Source organism: Nonomuraea sp. CA-143628 (assembly GCF_050942315.1).
In the GTDB taxonomy this organism is placed as follows: domain Bacteria; phylum Actinomycetota; class Actinomycetes; order Streptosporangiales; family Streptosporangiaceae; genus Nonomuraea.
In genome coordinates this window covers 13,049,190-13,068,922 of sequence record NZ_CP192072.1, presented here as the reverse complement: position 1 = coordinate 13,068,922, position 19,733 = coordinate 13,049,190, and the positions used below count along the sequence as shown (strand labels likewise).

General features: G+C 68.1%; 17 protein-coding genes. 12 read left to right on the top strand and 5 right to left on the bottom strand.

Going from position 1 to position 19,733, the window contains the following annotated elements; translation table 11 throughout:
- Positions 1-131: 131 nt before the first annotated feature.
- Genes ACQP2T_RS59600 through ACQP2T_RS59590 form a run of 3 tightly spaced genes read left to right on the top strand, consistent with a single transcriptional unit; the run spans position 132 to position 3,717 of the window.
- Positions 132-1,757, top strand: coding sequence for an ABC-F family ATP-binding cassette domain-containing protein (locus tag ACQP2T_RS59600; RefSeq protein WP_433513487.1), 1,626 nt, complete (start codon positions 132-134; stop codon positions 1,755-1,757).
- Entirely contained in the window at positions 1,750-3,354 is a 1,605-nt protein-coding gene (locus ACQP2T_RS59595; protein WP_433513486.1) for an ABC-F family ATP-binding cassette domain-containing protein, read from the top strand. The genes ACQP2T_RS59600 and ACQP2T_RS59595 overlap by 8 nt, the downstream gene beginning before the upstream one ends.
- A gap of 36 nt (positions 3,355-3,390) precedes the next feature.
- The gene (locus tag ACQP2T_RS59590) at positions 3,391-3,717 is read left to right on the top strand and encodes an EthD domain-containing protein (protein ID WP_433513485.1); all 327 of its coding nucleotides are present in this window, start codon (positions 3,391-3,393) and stop codon (positions 3,715-3,717) included.
- A 22-nt stretch (positions 3,718-3,739) separates the two neighbouring features.
- Here the strand turns inward: ACQP2T_RS59590 and ACQP2T_RS59585 are convergent, their stop codons facing one another.
- The 3 genes from ACQP2T_RS59585 to ACQP2T_RS59575 form a co-directional block, all read right to left on the bottom strand.
- On the bottom strand, positions 3,740-4,828 hold the full coding sequence (locus ACQP2T_RS59585; RefSeq protein WP_433513484.1) for an alpha/beta hydrolase family protein: 1,089 nt from the start codon (positions 4,826-4,828) through the stop codon (positions 3,740-3,742).
- Between the two features lie 34 nt (positions 4,829-4,862).
- On the bottom strand, positions 4,863-5,435 hold the full coding sequence (locus tag ACQP2T_RS59580; RefSeq protein WP_433519987.1) for a DUF3887 domain-containing protein: 573 nt from the start codon (positions 5,433-5,435) through the stop codon (positions 4,863-4,865).
- 281 nt (positions 5,436-5,716) lie between these two features.
- Positions 5,717-7,234, bottom strand: coding sequence for a trypsin-like serine protease (locus ACQP2T_RS59575; protein WP_433513483.1), 1,518 nt, complete (start codon positions 7,232-7,234; stop codon positions 5,717-5,719).
- Positions 7,235-7,408: 174 nt separating this feature from the next.
- Here ACQP2T_RS59575 and ACQP2T_RS59570 point away from each other — a divergent pair, with 174 nt between their 5' ends.
- From ACQP2T_RS59570 to ACQP2T_RS59545, 6 genes are all read left to right on the top strand, one after another.
- The gene (locus ACQP2T_RS59570) at positions 7,409-7,891 is read left to right on the top strand and encodes a hypothetical protein (RefSeq protein ID WP_433513482.1); all 483 of its coding nucleotides are present in this window, start codon (positions 7,409-7,411) and stop codon (positions 7,889-7,891) included.
- The gene (locus ACQP2T_RS59565) at positions 7,888-8,967 is read left to right on the top strand and encodes a peptidoglycan-binding protein (RefSeq protein WP_433513481.1); all 1,080 of its coding nucleotides are present in this window, start codon (positions 7,888-7,890) and stop codon (positions 8,965-8,967) included. The genes ACQP2T_RS59570 and ACQP2T_RS59565 overlap by 4 nt, the downstream gene beginning before the upstream one ends.
- Positions 8,964-9,653 (top strand): ABC transporter ATP-binding protein, encoded by a 690-nt coding sequence (locus tag ACQP2T_RS59560; protein ID WP_433513480.1) that lies wholly within the window; start codon positions 8,964-8,966, stop codon positions 9,651-9,653. The genes ACQP2T_RS59565 and ACQP2T_RS59560 overlap by 4 nt, the downstream gene beginning before the upstream one ends.
- On the top strand, positions 9,650-10,855 hold the full coding sequence (locus tag ACQP2T_RS59555) for an ABC transporter permease (RefSeq protein ID WP_433513479.1): 1,206 nt from the start codon (positions 9,650-9,652) through the stop codon (positions 10,853-10,855). The genes ACQP2T_RS59560 and ACQP2T_RS59555 overlap by 4 nt, the downstream gene beginning before the upstream one ends.
- A gap of 579 nt (positions 10,856-11,434) precedes the next feature.
- Entirely contained in the window at positions 11,435-12,775 is a 1,341-nt protein-coding gene (locus ACQP2T_RS59550; protein WP_433513478.1) for an endo-1,4-beta-xylanase, read from the top strand.
- A gap of 33 nt (positions 12,776-12,808) precedes the next feature.
- Positions 12,809-14,236 (top strand): non-reducing end alpha-L-arabinofuranosidase family hydrolase, encoded by a 1,428-nt coding sequence (locus ACQP2T_RS59545; RefSeq protein ID WP_433513477.1) that lies wholly within the window; start codon positions 12,809-12,811, stop codon positions 14,234-14,236.
- Between the two features lie 159 nt (positions 14,237-14,395).
- On the opposite strand, the gene ACQP2T_RS59540 is transcribed toward ACQP2T_RS59545, so the two are convergent.
- Positions 14,396-16,366: a right-handed parallel beta-helix repeat-containing protein gene (locus ACQP2T_RS59540; RefSeq protein WP_433513476.1), complete on the bottom strand. Its 1,971-nt coding sequence runs from the start codon at positions 16,364-16,366 to the stop codon at positions 14,396-14,398.
- A 676-nt stretch (positions 16,367-17,042) separates the two neighbouring features.
- On the opposite strand from ACQP2T_RS59540, the gene ACQP2T_RS59535 reads away from it, so the two are divergent.
- A complete protein-coding gene (locus ACQP2T_RS59535; RefSeq protein WP_433513475.1) occupies positions 17,043-17,441 on the top strand; it encodes a hypothetical protein in 399 nt (132 codons plus the stop codon).
- Between the two features lie 183 nt (positions 17,442-17,624).
- Positions 17,625-18,056, top strand: coding sequence for a hypothetical protein (locus ACQP2T_RS59530; RefSeq protein ID WP_433513474.1), 432 nt, complete (start codon positions 17,625-17,627; stop codon positions 18,054-18,056).
- On the opposite strand, the gene ACQP2T_RS59525 is transcribed toward ACQP2T_RS59530, so the two are convergent.
- Positions 18,026-18,799 carry a transposase family protein gene (locus tag ACQP2T_RS59525; RefSeq protein ID WP_433510935.1) on the bottom strand — a complete coding sequence of 258 codons (774 nt, stop codon included), beginning with the start codon at positions 18,797-18,799 and terminating at the stop codon, positions 18,026-18,028. The two genes, ACQP2T_RS59530 and ACQP2T_RS59525, sit on opposite strands and share 31 nt — an antisense overlap.
- Here ACQP2T_RS59525 and ACQP2T_RS59520 point away from each other — a divergent pair.
- Complete coding sequence (locus ACQP2T_RS59520) at positions 18,764-19,705, top strand: hypothetical protein (protein ID WP_433513473.1); 942 nt, start codon at positions 18,764-18,766, stop codon at positions 19,703-19,705. The two genes, ACQP2T_RS59525 and ACQP2T_RS59520, sit on opposite strands and share 36 nt — an antisense overlap.
- The last annotated feature ends 28 nt before the right edge of the window (positions 19,706-19,733 follow it).

Here is a 19,733-nt window from a genome sequence, read left to right as displayed (position 1 = left end):
ATACCGGAGGTTGACCGGCCCCGGCAGGCGCGCATGACCGCCGCCGACGTGGCCTCTGTCGTCGTACCCCCAACCCCTGTTCCCTTGCCGGGCCCATTCGCGCGCCCGGGTCTCGTTTCGAGGTCTGTCGCATGTCCGATGCGTTCATCATCTGTTCCGGCCTGTCCTTCTCCTGGCCTGACGACACCCCCGTCTTCAACGACCTGTCCTTCACCGTGGGCGGCGGCCGTACCGGCCTCGTCGCCCCGAACGGCGCGGGCAAGAGCACACTGCTCAAGCTGATGGCCGGTGATCTGCGGCCCTCCTCCGGCGGCGTCGCCGTCGAAGGGGTGCTCGGCTACCTGCCGCAGAACCTCCCCCTCGTCGGTGAGCCGACCGTGGCCGAGGTGCTCGGCATCGCCCCGGTGATCGCCGCGCTGGACGCCATCGAGTCGGGCGACGCGAGCGAGGAGCACTTCACCACGATCGGCAACGACTGGGACATCGAGGAGCGCACCCGTGCCCAGCTCGACCGGCTCGGCCTCGCGGACATCGGCTTCGACCGGCGCCTGGGCACGCTCAGCGGTGGCCAGGTCGTCTCGCTCGGCCTGACCGCGCAACTGCTCAAAAGCCCTGAAGTGCTCCTGCTCGACGAGCCGACGAACAACCTCGACCTCGGCGCGCGCCGCAGGCTCTACGACGTACTCGGCGAGTGGACCGGCTGCCTGCTCGTGGTCAGCCACGACCGGGCCCTGCTCGATCGCATGGACCGCATCGCCGAGCTCGATCGAGGTGAGGTCCGCTTCTACGGCGGCGACTTCACCGCGTACGAGGAGGCCGTACGCGCCGAGCAGGAGGCCGCCGAACGGAACGTACGCAGCGCCGAGCAGGACCTCAAGCGCGAGAAGCGGGAGATGCAGCAGGCCCGCGAGCGGGCCGAGCGCCGCGCGGGCAACGCCGCTCGCAACCTCAAGAACGCCGGGCTGCCGCGCATCTTCGCCGGGAACATGAAACGCGGCGCCCAGGAGTCGGCCGGCCGGGCGGGCCAGATGCACGCCTCGCGGGTCAGCGACGCCCAAGCCCGGCTCGACGAGGCCGGGTGGGCCCTGCGCGACGATCAGAGGATCGCGCTGGAGCTGCCGGGGACGAACGTACCCGCCGGACGCACGGTCTTCCTCGGCGAACACCTGCGGACCCGCGGCCTGTTCGCCGAGCCGGGCGTCGACCTGACCGTACGCGGCCCCGAGCGCATCGCGCTGAGCGGCCCCAACGGTGCGGGCAAGTCCACCCTGCTGCGCCTGATCAGCGGCGAGTTGGAGCCGGACGGCGGCACGACCAGGCGGGCCGACGGGCGGGTCGCCTACCTGTCGCAGCGGCTCGACCTGCTCGACGTCGAGCGCACCGTGGCGGAGAACCTGGCCGCCTTCGCCCCCGGCATGGCGGCGGCGGAGCGGATGAACCTGCTGGCCCGCTTCCTGTTCCGCGGCGCGCGTGCGCACCTGCCGGTGGCGGCGCTGTCCGGCGGCGAACGGCTGCGGGCGACCCTGGCCTGCGTGTTGTACGCGGAGCCCGCGCCTCAGCTCCTGCTGCTCGACGAGCCGACGAACAACCTCGACCTGGTCAGTGTGGCGCAGCTGGAGGGCGCGCTGATCGCCTACCAGGGAGCGTTCGTGGTGGTCAGCCACGACCAACGTTTCCTCGCCGAGATCGGCGTACAACGATGGCTGGAGCTGGCGGACGGTCGCCTCCTGGAGACCGGGGGTCCCGCTGGTGAGTGACGCGCTGCTCGCCCACGATCTCGTACGGACGCTGGGCACGCGGCGCGTGCTCGCCGGCGTCTCGCTCACCGCCGCGCCCGGCGCCAGGATCGGCCTGATCGGCGAGAACGGCGCGGGCAAGACCACGTTCCTGCGGTTGCTGGCCGGTGTGGACCGGCCCGACGCGGGCACTGTCGTACGCCCCGCCGACCTCGGCTTCCTGCACCAGGAGCTGCCCTTCGACGGCCGGGCCACCATCGCCGACGCGCTCGCCGACGCCCTGCGCGAGGCGCGCGCGGACCTGGCCGAACTGGATCGGCTCGCCCGCGCGCTCGCCGCCGCTCCGGACGACGCCGCCCTGCTCGGCGAGTACGGGGAACGGCTGGAGCAGACTCAGGAGCGCGAGTCCTGGGATGCCGACCGGCGTGCCGAAATCGTCCTCGACCGGCTCGGCCTCGGCGGTGTGCCGCATTCCCGTACGCTCACGTCCCTGTCGGGAGGGCAGCGCGCGCGGCTGGCCCTGGCGGCACTGCTCATCAGACGGCCCGCGGCGCTGCTGCTGGACGAGCCCACCAACCACCTGGACGACGACGCGGCGGTGTTCGTGGAGGAGCAGCTGCGCGGCATGACCGGCGTCGTGGTCGTGGCCAGCCACGACCGGGCGTTCCTGGACGCGGTCTGCACCGACCTGATCGATCTCGACCCGGCGGTGGACGGGCCCGTACGGTACGGAGGCGGGTACAGCGCGTACCTGGCCGAGAAGCGCGCGGAACGAGAGCGCTGGGAGCGACGGCACGCGGAGGAGCAGGCGGAGCTCGGCGAGCTGCGCACGGCCGTCGCCGTGACGGCGCGGCGGGTGGCGTACGACCGGCCGATGCGCGACAACGACAAGATGGGGTACGGGCACTCCGGGGGCAGGGTGCAGCACCAGATCGGGCGGCGGGTGCGCAATGCCGCCCGGCGGCTCGCCCAACTGGAACGCGACCAGGTCCCCGCCCCACCACCCCCGCTCCGCTTCAGCCCGCGCACCCTGGTCACGGACACCGCGGAGGCCACAGACGCCTTGCTGTCGCTGCGGGACGTGCGGGTACCGGGACGGCTCTCGATCGACCACCTTGACGTGCCGCTCGGGGAGCGCCTACTGGTCACGGGAGCCAACGGAGCGGGCAAGTCGACGCTCCTGGCCGTGCTGGCCGGACTGCTGGACGCCGAGGGCGAGGTACGGCGGCGACCCGGCCTGACCGTCGCGCTGCTGGCCCAGGACACCGTCTTCGAGCGGCCGGACCGGACGGTAGGGGAGACGTACGAACGGGCGCTCGGTCCGGAACGCGCCGAATCCGTGCCGTTGCGCTCGCTCGGCCTGCTCAGCCCCCGCGACGCGAAGCTGCGAATAAGGGAGTTGTCCGTCGGCCAGCGCCGCCGGCTGGCACTGGCGCTGCTGGTGGCCGACCCACCCGACGTACTTCTGCTCGACGAGCCCACCAACCACCTCTCGCCCCGCCTCTCCGACGAACTGGAAGAGGCCCTGGGCGCCGACGGACCCGGCGCGATCGTGATCGCCAGCCACGATCGCTGGCTGCGTGCCCGCTGGCAGGGCCACCACATTCGCCTCCCATGAACGGGCAGTCCACAGACCACCGAAGGACACAACCTCATGATCACCACCATCGCCCTGCTCAAGGCCCGCGACGGACTCAGCCGAGACGAGTTCATCGACTACTACGAGAACCATCACGTCCCCCTCATCCTCAGCCTCGCCCCGCCACCCGACTACTACGTCCGCAACTACCTGCCGGAGATCGACCAACGCCGCTTCCCCGCTGACTTCGATGTGATGACACACATGAAGTTCGCCGACGAGTCCACCCGCCGCACCTGGCTCGCCCTCGTACTCGCCGCGGACTCTGGCGTCGCCGAGGACGAGGCTCGTTTCCTCGACCGCTCCCAGACTCGATCATGGACCGTCGAAGAACGGCCCTGATGGGCGCTTATCGACTTCCACCTCAGGAAGCCCGGACGAACGCGGCGAGCGCCTGCTTGAGCTGGGCCGAGAACGGCAGAGGTTCTGTGTAGTGGGCCGCGGTCCGGCTGGGGTCCTCCTTGAGTACGTGGTTGATCCCGGTCAGGCGGACGAAGTCGGTGGCGGCGGGGGCCTTCGCCAGCCCGGCGGCCAGGTGCTCGACGTCGTCGCAGCTCACCTGGATGTCCGCATCGCTGCAACTCAGCAGAACCGGGGTGCGCGCCTTGAGCCGGGCCGCCAGTTCGGCCGGGTCCTCGCGGTCGACCTCCGACAGGAATTTCGCGTTCGCCGGAGAGAACACCTTCGACAATCCACCGGGCAGGTTCGCCGCGACCGTTCCGTTGGCGCGCAGCGACGCGACAGCCCTGGCCAGGGCGTCCTCGACCGCGGCCGCCTGGGCGTCGGTGATCGTTCCTGCCTGCTGCTGGGCCTTGATCTGGGCGGTGATCTGACCGCTGAGGATGTCGAGGTAGCGGCGGCTGAGCGGTTCGAGCAGGGCCAGGCTGTGGACGCGCGTCTTCGATCTCGGTTTCGTGGCGAGCAGGAGAGCGAACAGGGCGCCCTCGCTGTGCCCGATGACCGTGAGCCGCCGCTTGTCGGTCCCGGGCCGCCGGGCCAGGAAGTCCAGCGCCGCCCTGGCCTCGTGCTCGAACGGGGCGATGCCGATGTCGGCGATCTTGGACGCGTACGGCCCGAGGCCGGTCTTGCCGCTCCCGAGCTTGTCGTAGCGCAGGCTCGCCACGCCGTCGGCGGACAGCAGCCCGGCCAGCGTCTTGTTCGTGTCCATCCCGTTGAGCCCGGCGCTGTTGCCGTCGCGGTCGGTGGGACCACTACCCGCGATGATCAGAGCGGCCGGGACCTTCGCGCCCGGCCGGGCCGGATGGCGCCAGGTGCCGTAAACGGTCATCCCGTCCACCCGGAAGCTCACCTCCTCCTCGATCCAGGCAGGGGTCGTACGAGAAGCGGTGGCCGCGCGGGCGGCCGACTCGCTGCCGCACCCGCTCACCAGAAGGGCGAGCGCGCACAGACCGGCGCCCAGACGCGGCGCGCGAACGAACTCACGTAAGAACATCGCGGGGTCACTTCATTTCTTTGATCCGAGTGGTTTACGCAGTGTCGGGACGCCGGAGGAAAAGCCCGGCGACCTTGCCGTCCCCGTCGTAGGCGACGCGGGCGGTCAGGTCGCCCGCCTCGAAGGACAGCGGGATGTCCACGATGGTGTGGTCGCCCGCCTGATGGGGCACCGGCTCACCCATGCCTTCGTACGCGCCGACCATGCCGACCGCCTGTGCCCAGGTCGCGGCCAGTTTGGTCGCGCTCAGGCCGACGGCGACCGTCTCGTCGAAGTCGCGGCGTACTTCCTCCCAGCGGCCGTCGGTCAGGTCCGCGACCAGGGCGGCAGCGCGGTCGGCGGCGCCGGGCAGAATCTTGTCGATCATGGGTGTCCCTGTCCTTGGGTCGAGTGGCCGACCGAACCGCTGGAACGCCGCCTGCCGGCTGGAGCCGAGCACGTCGCCGATCTCCTGCCAGGTGTGTCCCATCGCGCGTGCTCTGTCGACCGCTGCCCGCATGGCCTGGTCGACGGCCCGCGCGAGATCCCGGGTGGCGACCACCGCGCCCAGCGGGGACGCATCCGGAGCGCTCAGTTGCTCCATCAGCCGCCGGGCCGTGTCCGCCATTTCCGTCACGTCGTCAATATTTGCTTTACGAGCGGAGGATGTCAAGTTTTCTTTTACATCCTTGGAGCTGTCGCGGGTGCGTCGTGCGGCGCTGCGGCAGGTGGAGTCGCAGTATTTCTGCTTTCGGCCACGCCCTGACCGGGAAGGGAGAGGTCTGCCGCAATGCTGGCAGACCTCGGTGCCGTGCGGTTCCAGCACGCCGATGCTCCTTAATATCGTGCTGTTTCTGTGGCACGTAATAATACTCCCGGGCGGCACGAAAAAACCAGAGCCGACGCCCGTCAGGCGGCTGGGCGGGTCAGCGTGCAGCCCGGGAGGGACAGGTCCAGCACTGAGCCGGGCGCCAGGCAGGCGGGTACGGCCGCGACCTGCTGCCCGTAATGGGCGCCCTTGCGCACCGTCACGTGACCGGCCGCGTCCACTTCACACGGATTGTTCTCCGTGCAGCTCTTCCCGTCGTCGTTGCTCGTGCTGTGCAGCCCGACCACGGTCTGCCCGTCCGGGGCGATCAGCGGTGACCCCGAGGCGCCGTGCCCCGGCTCGCAGGAGCTGGTGTACGTGAGCGCGTTCTCCTGCTCGTACCCGCCCTCACGCAGCCCCGGCACCACGGCCTTCACCGCGCAGCTCCAGCGGCGGCCCCAGGTGCCGGACAACAGGTCCACCCGGTCACCGGCCGCGGCCGGGGTCGTGGTGAGATCGAAGACCTTGGCGCCGGCGGCGGCCAGCTCCGCGTAGGTCCGGTTCAGGCGGTACAGGGCGACGTCGGTGCCGGTCATGGTGGCGTACACCAGCCGGGTCGTCCTGGCCTCGACCTTGGGGTAGCCCTCGCGGTCGGTGATCGTGACCGGCTGGGCGGCCGGCTGATCGACCAGCGCCGACCCCGGCGCGGGGCGGGTGCCCTGGACACAGTGGCCGTTGGTGAGGAGCAGGGCCGGATCCTGCGCCCGGTCGCTCCCGGTGCGGACCACGGCGCCGGAACAGCCACCGAACTGCGCGGCACCCTCCAGGGACGGCATGTGCGGTTCCGGCGGAACCGCGCTGCCCGTGACGATGCCCCGGATCCACTTCCGATACACCGACACGTCGCTGTACACGGTCGGTGTGTCATTGCTGTTGCTGCCGCTGACCGCCCCGGCCAGCAGCCAGCTGCCACCGCGGCGGACCAGTGCCGGACCACCGGAATCCATGTTGGTGGCCGAGATGCGTCCGTCCGGGCTGCCCACGCACAGCTCACGCTTCGCGGTGATACCGCTCACTTCACATTCCTTGTCCGGCTGCACGACGGTGTCGGCTTCGCGCAGGCGGTCCGGATAGCACTTCGGCGCGCGCTCGTCACAGGTCACGCCCCAGCCGATGATGCGGGTCGGGGTCCGGTCGGCCGGCGTGACCGGCGCGATTCGCGCCGGTTTCGCCCGAACCGGGGTACGCAGGTGCAGCAGCGCGACATCCTTGCCGTAGACCTCGGTGGAGTACCGATAGAACCTGTCGACCTCGGCCAGTTCACCGCCCGAGGTCACGCTCAGGGAGCCGATGCGCACCCGCCAGCCCCGAGGGGTGCCGACCGGAGCCTGATTGGGCGTACGGGCGCAGTGGCTCGCGGTGACCACCCACTGCGGCGCGATCAGCGTGACTCCGCAGACATGGCCGTCCGCGCGCGGGGACTCGGCGCGCTGTAACGAGCCCATGAACGAGTACGGGCGTACCGACTCGACGCCGCCGCGCAGGGCGAACGACGGAGTCGCGGTCGCCGCCAGCGCGGCCAGCGCCACGGGAACGACGAGAAGATGACGACTTCGCATGTGCGACACCCTGCGCGGTACAGGTGTCCATGCGGCGGCGGTCACGTATCGGCGGCCGCTTGGACGCGTATTGAGGGTGTATCAGCGGCTGACACACACTCGATACGTAACCAAGCGGTCGTGGATACGCGACCGCGACAGCGCGGACACCCGCACCGCGCAGGGTGGCCAACCATGCTCAACACACTTCACCTCCCTCGTACCCGCATCGCATTCGCGGCTTTCGCCTGCCTCGCGGGCCTGCTGGCCGGTTGCGGCAACGCCAACGGGTCGAGCGGGCCGCCGGACGACTCGTCGGCTTCCGCCGGTACGGCCGACCAGAAGTACACCGAATGGGAGGTCAAGTTCCGGTCGTGCCTGAGTGACAAGGGCTTCGTGCTTCCGAAGGAGGCCGGAAAAATCGACTTCGGCGACCGGCAGGACGCGTACGAGGTGGCGAGGGACGCCTGCGTCAAGAAGATCGGCAAGCCGCCCACAGCCTCTGACGACCAGCCCAAGATGTCCGACAAAGAAGCGAAGGAGAAGGAGCTCAAGACCCTCCAGTGCCTCCGCGACCACGGGTACAAGGTCAAAGACCCCGCTCCCGGGCAGGCCGCACAGGTCGAGGTGCCTGATGGCGTCTCGCAGGACGGCTTGACGGAGTGCTACCGCAAATGACGTCCGGAAAGCCAGAGCGGGGTCACGGGCGCACGTGGGGGCTGGCGATCGCCTCCCTTGCCCTCGGCACGGTCGCGACCTTGACGGTGATCCGGCCCGGGGGCGGCGCTGCCGAGGAGCCCGACCGGAAACACGTGGCGAACACCGCTCTCGTGGAACGCAGGACGCTCCGAGAGACCATCACCTCGCCCGGATCGCTGAGCTACGCCGCGCCGCGCCGGCTCGACGCCGGCCGTGCCGGCACCATCACCCGCCTGCCGCGCGAAGGCCGCAAGGTGCGGCCCGGCGGTGTGCTGCACTCGATCGACAACCAGCCGGTGGTGCTGCTGCGTGGCAGGCTCCCCGCGTGGCGGGCCTTCAAGAGCGGCATGAGCGATGGGCCGGACGTACGGCAACTGGAGCGGAACCTCAAAACCCTGGGCCACTTCACCGGGAGCCCCGACGCCCATTTCGACTGGTACACGAAGATCGCGATCCAGCACTGGCAGGACGCCATCGGCGTGAGGCGGACCGGGTCGATCAAGCGCGGGCAGATCGTCTTCGCCCCGCGCGAAGTGCGCGTAGCGGAGACCGTGGCGCAGCTCGGCGACCAGGTCGCGGCGGGTACCGGCGTCGCGAAACTGTCGGGGCTCACAAAGATCGTCACCGCCGAGCTCAAGACCGCGAACCAGGCCGTCGCCAAGGTACGCGGCAAGGTGACCGTGAACCTGCCCGGCGGCAAGGCGACGACCGGCACCATCGCCAAGGTCGGCGCTCCCAGGCAGCGGGAGGACGGCGGCGACAAGAAGATCATCGTCCCGGTGACCATCACCCTCGATCATCCTGCGGACGCCGGCTCCCTCCAAGAGGTCTCGGTGTCGATCGACTTTCCCACCGCGAGTCGCGAAGACGTCCTGACCGTGCCCGTCACCGCCCTCATCGCTCTGCCGGACGGCGGGTACGGCGTCGAGGTGGTCCGCGACTCTGTAACAACCCGGACGGTGACCATCAAGACCGGACTGTTCGCCGGCGGCTCCGTGGAAGTGACCGGCGACGGACTCGACGCGGGGCAGAAAGTCGTGGTCCCAACACTATGAGCGATTCCGTCATCGAACTCGACCAGGTGGTCCGCGACCACGGCAGTCCACCGGTGCGCGCGGTCGACCACGTGTCGCTGTCGGTCGCGCGCGGCGAATTCGTGGCCATCGTCGGCCCCAGCGGCTCGGGCAAGTCGAGCCTGCTCAACATCATCGGTACCCTCGACCGGCCCACGAGCGGACGTACGATCATCGACGGCCATGACGTCGAGACGATGAGCGACGCGGCACTCTCGGCGCTGCGCGCGTACCGAATCGGGTTCGTCTTCCAGCAGTTCCATCTCGCGGACGGGGTAAGCGCGCTCGACAACGTGGCGGACGGCCTCATCTACACGGGGACGCCCCGCGCCGAGCGACGGCGCCGGGCGGTGGCGAGCCTCACCCGCGTCGGCCTGGCACACCGCCTCGACCACAAGCCGCACCAGTTGTCCGGCGGTGAACGGCAGCGCGTCGCCATCGCCCGTGCGACGGTGTCCGATCCGACGCTGCTGCTGGCCGACGAGCCCACCGGCAACCTCGACCAGCGCTCCGGCGTGAGCGTGCTGGAGCTGCTGCACGAGCTCAACGCCACGGGCACCACCGTCGTCGTGATCACGCACGATGTGCGGCTCGCCGAACGGATCCCGAGGCGGATCACCATCCAGGACGGTCACGTCATCGATGACACTCAGGGAGCACCAGCATGAGCCGCGGCGACCAGGCCGAGATCCGCCGGTCGCGCCTGCTCCGCTCCGATGCCTACCGGTTGGGCGCGGCAGGGCTGAGATCACGGCCCACCCGGGTCGTCCTCTCCGCGCTCGGCATCGCGATCGGTATCGCGGCGATGATCGCCGTCGTGGGCATCTCCACCTCAAGCCGGGCGAGGCTGGACGCCCAGCTGGCGTCGCTGGGCACGAACCTGCTCACCGTCCAGCCCGGTACCTCGCTCACGGGCCAGGACACCACTCTGCCCGCCGAATCCACCGGCAAGGTCGGGCTGATCCGAGGAGTCTCGATCGCCGGAGCGGTCGCGACGTTGCCGGACGTCAAGGTGTACCGGAGCCGGCTCATCGACGCGGACAAGTCCAGCGGCCTCATCGCGCAGGCCGCCGACCTCCATGTCCTGGACCTCCTCGACGGCACGCTCCGCCAGGGGACATGGTTCACCAAGGCCACCGCGAACTACCCCACCGTCGTGCTCGGCGCCATCTCCGCCGATCGGCTCGGCATCGTGAGCCCGGGAAGCCAGATCTGGCTCGGCGACACCCAGTTCACGGTCATCGGGATACTCGATCCCCTGCCTCTCGCCCCGGAACTGGACACCTCCGCGTTCATCGGTGAGGCGTACGCCGCCGCGCGGTTCGACTGGGACGGCGAACCGACCACCATTTTCGAGCGGTCGGCCGATGCGGAGGTGGAAACGGTACGCGAGCTCCTGCCGCGTACGGTGAACCCGGAGAATCCCGAGAACACGCGTGTTTCGCGGCCCTCCGACGCGCTGGCGGCGAAGAACGCCGCCGACCTCGCGTTCACCGGCCTGCTGGTCGGCCTGGGCTCCGTCGCGCTGCTCGTCGGGGGGATCGGCGTCGCCAACACCATGGTGATCTCCGTACTCGAACGCCGCAGGGAGATCGGGCTGCGGCGGGCACTCGGCGCCACCCAAGGCCACATTCGTACCCAATTCCTGGCAGAAGCCCTCCTGCTGTCCGCACTCGGCGGACTGGCTGGGACCGTCATCGGGTTCGGGGCCATAGCGGTGTTCGCCGTGACGAACGGCTGGCCCGTCTCGGTGCCTCCCGTCGTGTTCGCGGGTGGCATCGGCGCGACCATGCTGATCGGCGCGCTCGCCGGCCTCTATCCGGCGATTCGCGCGTCGAAGACGCCGCCGACAGCCGCCCTGAACGGTTGATCGCACCGGCGGCGGAAAGACCGTCGTGAACCTCCTCATCGGTGACTCTCTGAGAGGCGGCTCCAGGGACGTGGTGTCTGTCCGCCGGACCGCCCCGCACCATGGCCGCCGGGTGGTGGCCCCAGGTCGGCTGTTAACGCTCTCTTCTCGGTCGCGGTTCCTTTTCTGTCAGATGGCTGTGGTGACAGGTCGGAGCCAATACGAGACGAAGAGGAGACGTCAAGGACGGCAGCTCCCGTCCACGGAGTGTCGGTGGACGGGCGGGCGGCTCATCAGGCGTTATCAGGGATCGCCGCCCCTGACGGCGAGCGCGTCGCTCTGAAACTTTCGCCAAAACCTTGACACATTTCGGCGTGGTTTCCAAACTGTGGCCCAAGGCGGCTTCCTCCTGCTCGTGGTGGTGCGCGGTGAGGACCGCCGTTCGCGATGCCCTTGTGGTGTGCGTTCCCTGATCACGGAACGCGGCGTCGATCGTGCGGGGTGACCCCCGCGTGTCCGCTTTTTTCGTGATTCAGTCTGGAGCAGCCAGTCATGGGGATCAAAGCCATACTTCCGCCGCGGCCTCTCAGGAGCCCGCGGGTGCTGATCGCCGCCGCCGTCGGCGTCCTCGGCGTGGTCACCGCGGTGATCGTACCGACCATGCCGGCCGGAGCGGCGGCGAGTACGCTCGGCGCGGCCGCCGCGCAGAGCGGGCGCTACTTCGGCGCCGCCATCAGCGCGGGCAAGCTCGGCGACTCGCAGTACACCACCATCGCCGGCCGCGAGTTCAACATGGTGACGGCCGAGAACGAGATGAAGATCGACGCCACCGAGCCCAACCGGGGCCAGTTCAGCTTCACCAACGGCGACCGCATCTACAACTGGGCCGTGCAGAACGGAAAGCGGGTGCGCGGCCACACCCTGGCCTGGCACTCCCAGCAGCCCGGCTGGATGCAGTCGCTGTCGGGCAGCAGCCTGCGCCAGGCCATGATCGACCACATCAACGGCGTCATGGCCCACTACAAAGGCAAGATCTACGCCTGGGACGTGGTCAACGAAGCCTACGCCGACAGCGGAGGCGGGCGGCGCGACTCCAACCTGCAGCGCACCGGCAACGACTGGATCGAGGTGGCCTTCCGCACCGCGCGCGCCGCCGACCCGGCCGCCAAGCTCTGCTACAACGACTACAACATCGACAACTGGACCTGGGCCAAGACACAGGCCGTCTACACCATGGTCCGCGACTTCAAGCAGCGCGGCGTGCCGATCGACTGCGTCGGCCTGCAGTCGCACTTCAACAGCGGCAGCCCCTACAACAGCAACTACCGCACCACCATCTCCAGCTTCGCCGCCCTCGGAGTGGACGTGCAGATCACCGAGCTCGACATCCAAGGCGCCTCCGCCCAGACCTACGCCGCCGTGACCAACGACTGCCTGGCGGTAGCCCGCTGCGCCGGCATCACGGTATGGGGAGTACGCGACCAGGACTCCTGGCGATCAGGCGACACCCCACTACTGTTCAGCGGCGGCAACAAGAAGCCCGCCTACGACGCGGTCCTCAACGCCCTCAACGCCGCCTCGCCAGGCGGCCCCGACCCCACCCCCACCCCCACCCCGACACCGACTCCGACTCCGACCCCGATTCCGGACGGGTGCGCGGCGACGATCACGACGACCAACAGCTGGCAGGGCGGCTTCCAGTCGACGGTGACCGTCCAGGCGGGCGGTGCGGCGATCAGCGCATGGACCGTGCGGTGGACCTGGCCCGGCGGGCAGAGCATCAGCAGCCTGTGGAACGGCCAGCAGAGCGTGTCCGGCTCCAGCGTCACCGTACGCAACGCCGCCTACAACGGCTCCATCGCCGCCGGCGGATCGACGACCTTCGGGTTCACCGCGAACGGAACCGCGGCCACCCCGACCGCCACCTGCACCAGCCCTTGACGGAGGCCGGACATGATGATGAGGAGAATGAGGATGCGTCTGCCCTGGCCGGCGCACCCCTCCGCCGTCACGGCCGCGGCGCCGCCCCGGCGGGTCTCGCGCCGTGGCCTGGTGATCGGCGCCATCGCGGTCCTGCTGGCCGGGGCCGGTCTGCTGATCACACAGCCCGCCCAGGCCGCCGTGGCCTGCCGGGTCGACTACACGATCAGTTCGAGCTGGCAGGGTGGCTTCGGTGCCAACGTCACCATCAACAACCTCGGTGACACGGTCGACGGCTGGCGGCTGACCTGGTCCTTCGGCGCCGGCCAGCAGATCACCCAGATCTGGAACGCCACCCAGAGCCAGTCCGGTTCGTCGGTGACCTCCACCAACGTCTCCTACAACGCCTCCATCCCCTCCGGCGGCAGCACCAGCTTCGGGTTCAACGGCTCGTGGAACGGCAGCAACCCGGTGCCCACGTCGTTCGCTCTGAACGGCGTGACCTGTGGCAACCCCGGCACCCCCACGCCCACCCCCACACCGACTCCGACGCCCACACCGACGCCGACCGGCACGTGCGCTCTTCCATCGACGTACCGCTGGACATCGACGGGCCAGCTGGCGAACCCGAAGTCGGGATGGGTCTCGCTCAAGGACTTCACCAACGTCGTCTACAACGGCAGGCATCTCGTCTACGCGACAACGCACGACACGGGGACGAAATGGGGTTCGATGAACTTCGGCCTCTTCACCAACTGGTCCGACATGGCCTCGGCAGGCCAGAACACGATGTCTTCTTCGACTGTCGCGCCGACGCTCTTCTACTTCGCCCCGAAGAACATCTGGGTGCTCGCCTACCAGTGGGGTGGGACCGCCTTCTCCTACCGGACCTCCAGCGACCCCACCAACCCGAACGGCTGGTCAGCGCAGCAGGTGCTCTTCTCCGGCAGCATCTCCGGCTCCAGCACAGGACCCATCGACCAGACACTCATCGGTGACAGCACGAACATGTATCTGTTCTTCGCCGGGGACAACGGCAAGATCTACCGCGCCAGTATGCCCATCGGAAATTTCCCGGGCAGTTTCGGCGCGACCTCGACGACGATCATGAGCGACACGACGAACAATCTGTTCGAAGGAGTTCAGGTCTACCAGCTCCAGGGCCAGAACCGATACCTCATGCTCGTCGAGGCGATGGGCTCGCAGGGTCGCTTCTTCCGCTCGTTCACGGCCACCAGTCTGAGCGGTACGTGGACACCGCAGGCCGCGACCGAGGGCAATCCCTTCGCCGGCAAGGCCAACAGCGGCGCCACCTGGACCAACGACATCAGCCACGGCGATCTGGTTCGCAGCAACCCCGATCAGACCATGACCGTTGATCCCTGCAATCTGCAGTTGCTCTACCAGGGACGTGCCCCCAGCTCGGGCGGCGACTACGGTCTCCTGCCCTACCGGCCGGGTGTGCTGACACTGCAGCGCTAATGGCATGACGTGGGTGCTTCACGCGCCTTCTCAGGGGCGATGCTCCCATGAGAGCGGCTGCGACACGGGGTTCGGTGTCGCAGCCGCTCTTTCGTGCGTAGCGTGTCAGGAAGGCGGGCGGAGCGCCGCCACCGGGCTCGTGTTCTTCAGGTCTTTTGCTTAAGCCCCGGGACGGATCGCCACATCATCGATCTGGAACGCGGGCCCGGCGGTGCTCGCGTTCCAGACAAGGGTCCAGTCGACGCGGGTCGTGCCCGCGGGCGCGGTGAACGTGCCGGCCGCTTCGGTCCAGGCGGTCTTCTGGGCCAGGGAGATGGCGTCGGTACGCAGCACCGTGCCGGACTCGTCGCGCCACCGCACGTTCCACGTGACGGCAGGCATGGTCGCCACTGCCTCCCGGTACCACAGCGACACGTGGTAGCTCGTACCGGCGACCACACCGCTGTAGCCGGGGAAGTTGTCAAGCGCCACCGCGCTGCCGCCCGACTGGGTGCTGGTCATCTGCAGCGAGCCCGTGCCACCATGCGCGCCGCCGGTCTGGTGCGCGACACTGGCCCCGTACCACGGGGCGTAGGGCGAGATCGTCGAGCCGGACTCGAAGTCCTGCTCGGTGATCGCCGGCGGGGTGGGCGTGCCGCCGTCGAACGTGCTGCCGGCGTCCTGGCCGTACTGGGGGCCGACCCACTGGCCGGGCGCGATGCGAGTGCCCATGTCGGTGACCCTGAACTGCCACGGACCTGTGTAGGTGTTGTCGTGCCAGGAGTTGTTCGACCCGTGGACGATCGACTGCTGGATCACGGCGCCCTTGTACGGGGACCAGTCCGGGTACGTGCCCCAGTTGGACAGCAGGGCCATGTGCCCGCAGTACTGCGTCGGGCAGCCGCCGTTGACGGCACTGGGGTCGAAGGCGAACGTGTTGTGGTGGACTTCGACGTTCTTCGTCCACCAGCGGCAGTTGGTGTAGAGCGGCTCGCTGGCGATGGCGGGAGCCGAGCACTGTGAGGTGTTTTTCGGCCCGACGATCAGCGTGCAGTCGCTGGTCGTCGAGGCGGGGCTGTTGCAGAACCGGTCGGCGTTCGCCCACGCGGTGATTCCGCCCCAGTTGTTCTCGAGCCGGTTGCCGGTGATCTCGATCTTGCTGGTCCGCGCTTTCACGCGGGGCTCACCATCCGCCTCGGACAGGTAGATCGCCGCTTCGGGGAACGGGTCGCCCGTCGCTGCCCGCTTGGCACCGGAGGCCCAGGCGTTGCCGCGAATGGTGTTGTTCCGGATCACGGCGTTGTAGCTGATCTCGTAGAAGATCGCGAGCGACTCGTTGTTCTCGATGAGGTTGTTCTCGATGAGGAAGTCGTTGTTGTTGGTGTCCGCCCAGACCCCGGGCCCGTGGTTGCCGTGGACCCAGTTGCCGGTCACGTCGGCGCCGTTCACCGCCCAGAACTTCATGCCACCGGTACATCCGCACCCGGGCTCCTGGGTTTCCCAGTCGTCGGTGTTGTTGCCGGTGAACTCGTTGTCCGCCACAACCAGGCCGGTGATGGTGTTGCCGTCCTTGAAGGCGTTCAGGCCGTACTGTCCGTTGTCCTTGAGGCAGTTGCCGCGGATCTGGTTCGTGGCCCCGGCCATCAGCCCCGCGCCGCCGTTGTCGCGGATCGTGTTGTGCTCCACGATCCAGCCGTCACCGGAGTCGTGATTGACCACACCCTGATCGCGCGGCGCGACGAACCCGGTGATGGTCAGGTACCGGATCGTGACGCCGGTCGCATGCTGGGTGAACGCGTACAGGTTCAGCCGCTGCCCGTCCAGTACCGCGCCGGGCGCGCCGATGAACGTCGCGCCGTTGCCGGGCATGATCTGGGAGTACTGGTCGGTGCCCAGCGTGTGCGTGCCGGTCTCGAAGTAGTACGTGGTGTTCGCCTTGCGTAAGTCCACGCCGCTGTTGTCGCCCTTAGGGACCACGACCGCGCCGGCGGGCGGTGTGGTCGGTCCGTTCAGCGACGAGCTGCCGCATACCGCTGCCGTCGCCGTCGTCGAATTGGTTGCCTTACCGACCGCGTCGCCACTCGCCGGCGTCGCGCCGCCCATGACAACCGTGGCGAGGGCCATCAGCGCCAGTGGCCAGGTTCTTCGCATGCCTGTTCTCCTCTGGATTTTCGGCCAGCCTTAACTGCAATTGACTGCTGGCCGTCGCCACTGTAGCCAGCTCGCGCCCACCCCTCAGATCGAACTCTGAAAATGGCCTGCGGGCCGATGCCGGCGTCCTGCGGATCAAGGACAGCGATAGACATTACGTCCTTGAGATGTCCTCCTCCCGTGGCGCACACATCCGCAGGTCAGGCGTGGATGAGGGACAGCTGAGACCAAGGTCTTCGGCTTCGGAGAGTCGGGTGCGGGCCTGGTCGGCCTCGCCCCATCTGGGCGCGGCTTCGGCCGGTCATTTGGGCGGCCCGCCGCCCTCGGTGTGGCGTGTGGGGCTCCCTGGGATCTCGCAGTCGTACAGGCAAGGCCTGGCCATCCGATCGCGGATCCTCACAGTGTCGCGAGCCGTGGTCGAGGTGAATCCGAAGTTCGATCCTGACGGTGGACGGTTCCTGGTCAAGCCAAGCCCAAACTGCGACTCGCACCGGATCCGGCCAGGACGACCCTTGAACTCCACGATCCCGAGACAGTGATGCCATCGACCGGCGCGCTCGGGCTGGCCTGCGCCCGTCCCCATGCCGGTCCCCTCAACAAATCCTCAACAAGCTCTCAACACCGTCCGGCGCACCATGTGGATCGCCAGTTTGGTCAACAGGACAAGGGGGGCAACATGCGTTTCGGCACCAAGACGGTAGGAATGCTGGTTACGACCGGCGCGATCATGGCGGCGACACTCGTGAACGGGCCGACGGCGTCGGCCACCCCGTCTCCATGTGCCGTGTACGACGACTCCATCTCCAACCTGGACGGCGGCTACGGCGTAATGAAGGGCTCCTACAACCTCAAGAAGGGGCCCTACATGGACCGGTGCGGGAACGTGACCAGGCTCCGCAGGGGGCAGGTGATCTACTTCCACTGCTGGGTACGGAACCGACACGGCAACCTCTGGGCCTATGGCCGGGTGAAGGGGACGAACAAGTACGGGTGGATGTCAATCGACAACCTCCGTACCATCCGTCACTCGAACTACGAGACGTGCAGGCCGAACGCCGATCGCGATCACACATAGAAGAACTCCTCGTGAGAATCAAGAACCAGGGGCCATCTCCTTCATCCAGGCGGCGGGTCCGAGGAATGCTTGGGCTGCAAGCTCGGCCTTGTTTCAGAACCACTCGCTTTCATCGGCGACTTGATGAGACGACGTCAATGCCCTTTGTACGAAGCGGGCCGAAATTGGACAGGGGGCAGGCGAATGGCTGATAAGTCGAGAGCAGCGGCGACCCTTTTCTCGCTGGCCCTGGCAGCAAGCCTCGTTTCCTGTTCAGCGGCCGGTGAAGAGCGCGGGCCGGAAGCAGACACCGGTCAGGGGCCTTCGGAGACTGGCGCCGGTGGCGACTTCACCCAGCAGAACATGGTCATAACGGCTGTCTGCTCGCGGGGGAACGGCAGCGGGGGAGTCATCAACGTCGATGGCTGGAACCCGCAAAGCTGGAAACACCTGGCGCATGTGGACTTCCGGCTGCCGGAGACAGCGATCGTCGAGTACGACAAGTCCAAGCCCAACACCGCCGTGAGACAACTGTGCGAGCCAGACGAGCTGCCCGCTGATGCCGGGGATGTGGCCGCCATCAGATCACTGACTCTTTTTCATCCTCAGGCCGCCTGGGCGACGCGGTGGTTCTGAAGGACGGCGATGGCCTTGCAGAGGTGGCCGGCCTTGGACGGGCTACAGCGTAGCTTGCGGAGGATTTTCCAGCTCTTCAGCTGGGCATTTGCTCGTTCGCCGGGGCCGCGAAGGTGGGCGTGGGCGCGGTTGGCCTGCTTCTGGGAGGCGGGCTTGTTCTTGCCCTTGTATGGGGTGCGGACCGGGCCCTCTGCTCCTTGATACGCCTTGTCGGCCAGGGTGATGATCCCGGCCTGCTCCAGCGTCCGCAGGATGCCCCAGATCCGGGCGGCGCTCAGATCGTGAGCCTTGCCGGGCAGCGCGCCGGAGGTCCACAGGATGGTTCCGTCCGGTGAGGCGATGACCTGCACGTTCATGCCGTGCACGCGGTGCTTGCCGGAGAAGTAGGGCCGGTCGGCCTTGACCCGGTCGGTGTGGATCAGCGTGCCGTCCAGGACCAGGTAGTGCAGCCCGTCCTGCTTCGCCTTGCGCAACGCCCCCGTGAGCTTGGGCGAGCGGGCCGACAGCAGCGCGATCGTCTCCTCCACATACCGCCACGCGGTCGCCGTTGACACGCCGAACCCCGCTCCGAGCTCGGTGAACGTCTCGCTCTTACGCAGGTAGACCAGCACCAGCAGTGCCTGCTGACCGGGGTTGAGCCGGCGCCAGACCGACCTCATGGACTTACGGTGGCGCCGGATCACCCCGGCGACGTAGTTCAGGGTCTGATGCGACAAATCGACGGCGGCACGGTAGAACAGCACCTGAAGCTCCTGGTTGCGACGGTGTGGGTTGTGGTGATCAACCCGTCTACCAGGAGCTTCTTCATGTCACCGGCCGAACACCGGCATCGCGATCATGCTGTGACCAGGGCGCCCGCCAAGGAGCCTGAAAAAGGTTCACTCTTCGACCAGGATTTCACGAAGATGGCCGTGGTCACCGAGGACCCGCAGACCGCGGCGACTCATGTCGGCTACGTCGACCGTGCGGGCAAGTTCACCGATCTGACCGGGAACGAGGACTTCGGCAACACTCCGCACGAGGAAAACGCGGCCTTCTCACGGGACGGGAGCGCGGTCTGGTTCACGTACGAGGTGACCGACCAGCCTGGGATCTCGACCAAGGACCGGGTCGCGAGCCGGGCGCTTGCCGGGGATCACAAGGCGATCGACCAGCTGGAGGTCAGGACTGCCAACCACATGAACCTCATCATGGTGGGGAGATCGCCGAGCAGGGCGGTGGTGGCCGGCAGCGCCTTCCTCTCGCCGGACGGAAAACGCCTCCTGGCGGAAAGTCGCGTCCTGGAAGTCCCGGCGGAGGGCCAAGGGGTGGGCCCGGACCTCGTGGACAAGGGCAGATACGTCTCTTGTGGTACCGGCGGCTGGCTCGACAACGACACGGTGTTGTGCAGCGCGGACGGCAGGTTCGCCGCGCTTGACATCGCCTCGGGGGCGAGGGCTGGAGCGCCCATAGTCCCCAGCAACGACTACAGCAATCACGCCATGGTGATCTCCCCCGACGGTCAGAGATTCGCGTTTCTCTCCCAGAAGGGGGCCGCGATAAATTACTACCTCTGCGACACAAAGCCGGGATCCACGCCCCAGAAGGTCGAGCGAACCGGGAAGTTCTCCACACTCGGCGACACTGCTGCGTTCATCGAGTGGCGTTGAAAGAGGGTGCCTCCGGTGGGGGACCCCG

Coding starts and splice junctions, on each gene's coding strand:
- ACQP2T_RS59585 (WP_433513484.1), bottom strand. CDS start 4,828: ATGTTCTTACGTGAGTTCGTTCGCGCGCCGCGTCTGGGCGCCGGTCTG.
- ACQP2T_RS59565 (WP_433513481.1), top strand. CDS start 7,888: ATGACGTCCGGAAAGCCAGAGCGGGGTCACGGGCGCACGTGGGGGCTG.
- ACQP2T_RS59560 (WP_433513480.1), top strand. CDS start 8,964: ATGAGCGATTCCGTCATCGAACTCGACCAGGTGGTCCGCGACCACGGC.
- ACQP2T_RS59535 (WP_433513475.1), top strand. CDS start 17,043: ATGCGTTTCGGCACCAAGACGGTAGGAATGCTGGTTACGACCGGCGCG.
- ACQP2T_RS59575 (WP_433513483.1), bottom strand. CDS start 7,234: ATGCGAAGTCGTCATCTTCTCGTCGTTCCCGTGGCGCTGGCCGCGCTG.
- ACQP2T_RS59600 (WP_433513487.1), top strand. CDS start 132: ATGTCCGATGCGTTCATCATCTGTTCCGGCCTGTCCTTCTCCTGGCCT.
- ACQP2T_RS59570 (WP_433513482.1), top strand. CDS start 7,409: ATGCTCAACACACTTCACCTCCCTCGTACCCGCATCGCATTCGCGGCT.
- ACQP2T_RS59580 (WP_433519987.1), bottom strand. CDS start 5,435: ATGGCGGACACGGCCCGGCGGCTGATGGAGCAACTGAGCGCTCCGGAT.
- ACQP2T_RS59540 (WP_433513476.1), bottom strand. CDS start 16,366: ATGCGAAGAACCTGGCCACTGGCGCTGATGGCCCTCGCCACGGTTGTC.
- ACQP2T_RS59590 (WP_433513485.1), top strand. CDS start 3,391: ATGATCACCACCATCGCCCTGCTCAAGGCCCGCGACGGACTCAGCCGA.
- ACQP2T_RS59520 (WP_433513473.1), top strand. CDS start 18,764: ATGCGACAAATCGACGGCGGCACGGTAGAACAGCACCTGAAGCTCCTG.
- ACQP2T_RS59555 (WP_433513479.1), top strand. CDS start 9,650: ATGAGCCGCGGCGACCAGGCCGAGATCCGCCGGTCGCGCCTGCTCCGC.
- ACQP2T_RS59530 (WP_433513474.1), top strand. CDS start 17,625: ATGGCTGATAAGTCGAGAGCAGCGGCGACCCTTTTCTCGCTGGCCCTG.
- ACQP2T_RS59545 (WP_433513477.1), top strand. CDS start 12,809: ATGCGTCTGCCCTGGCCGGCGCACCCCTCCGCCGTCACGGCCGCGGCG.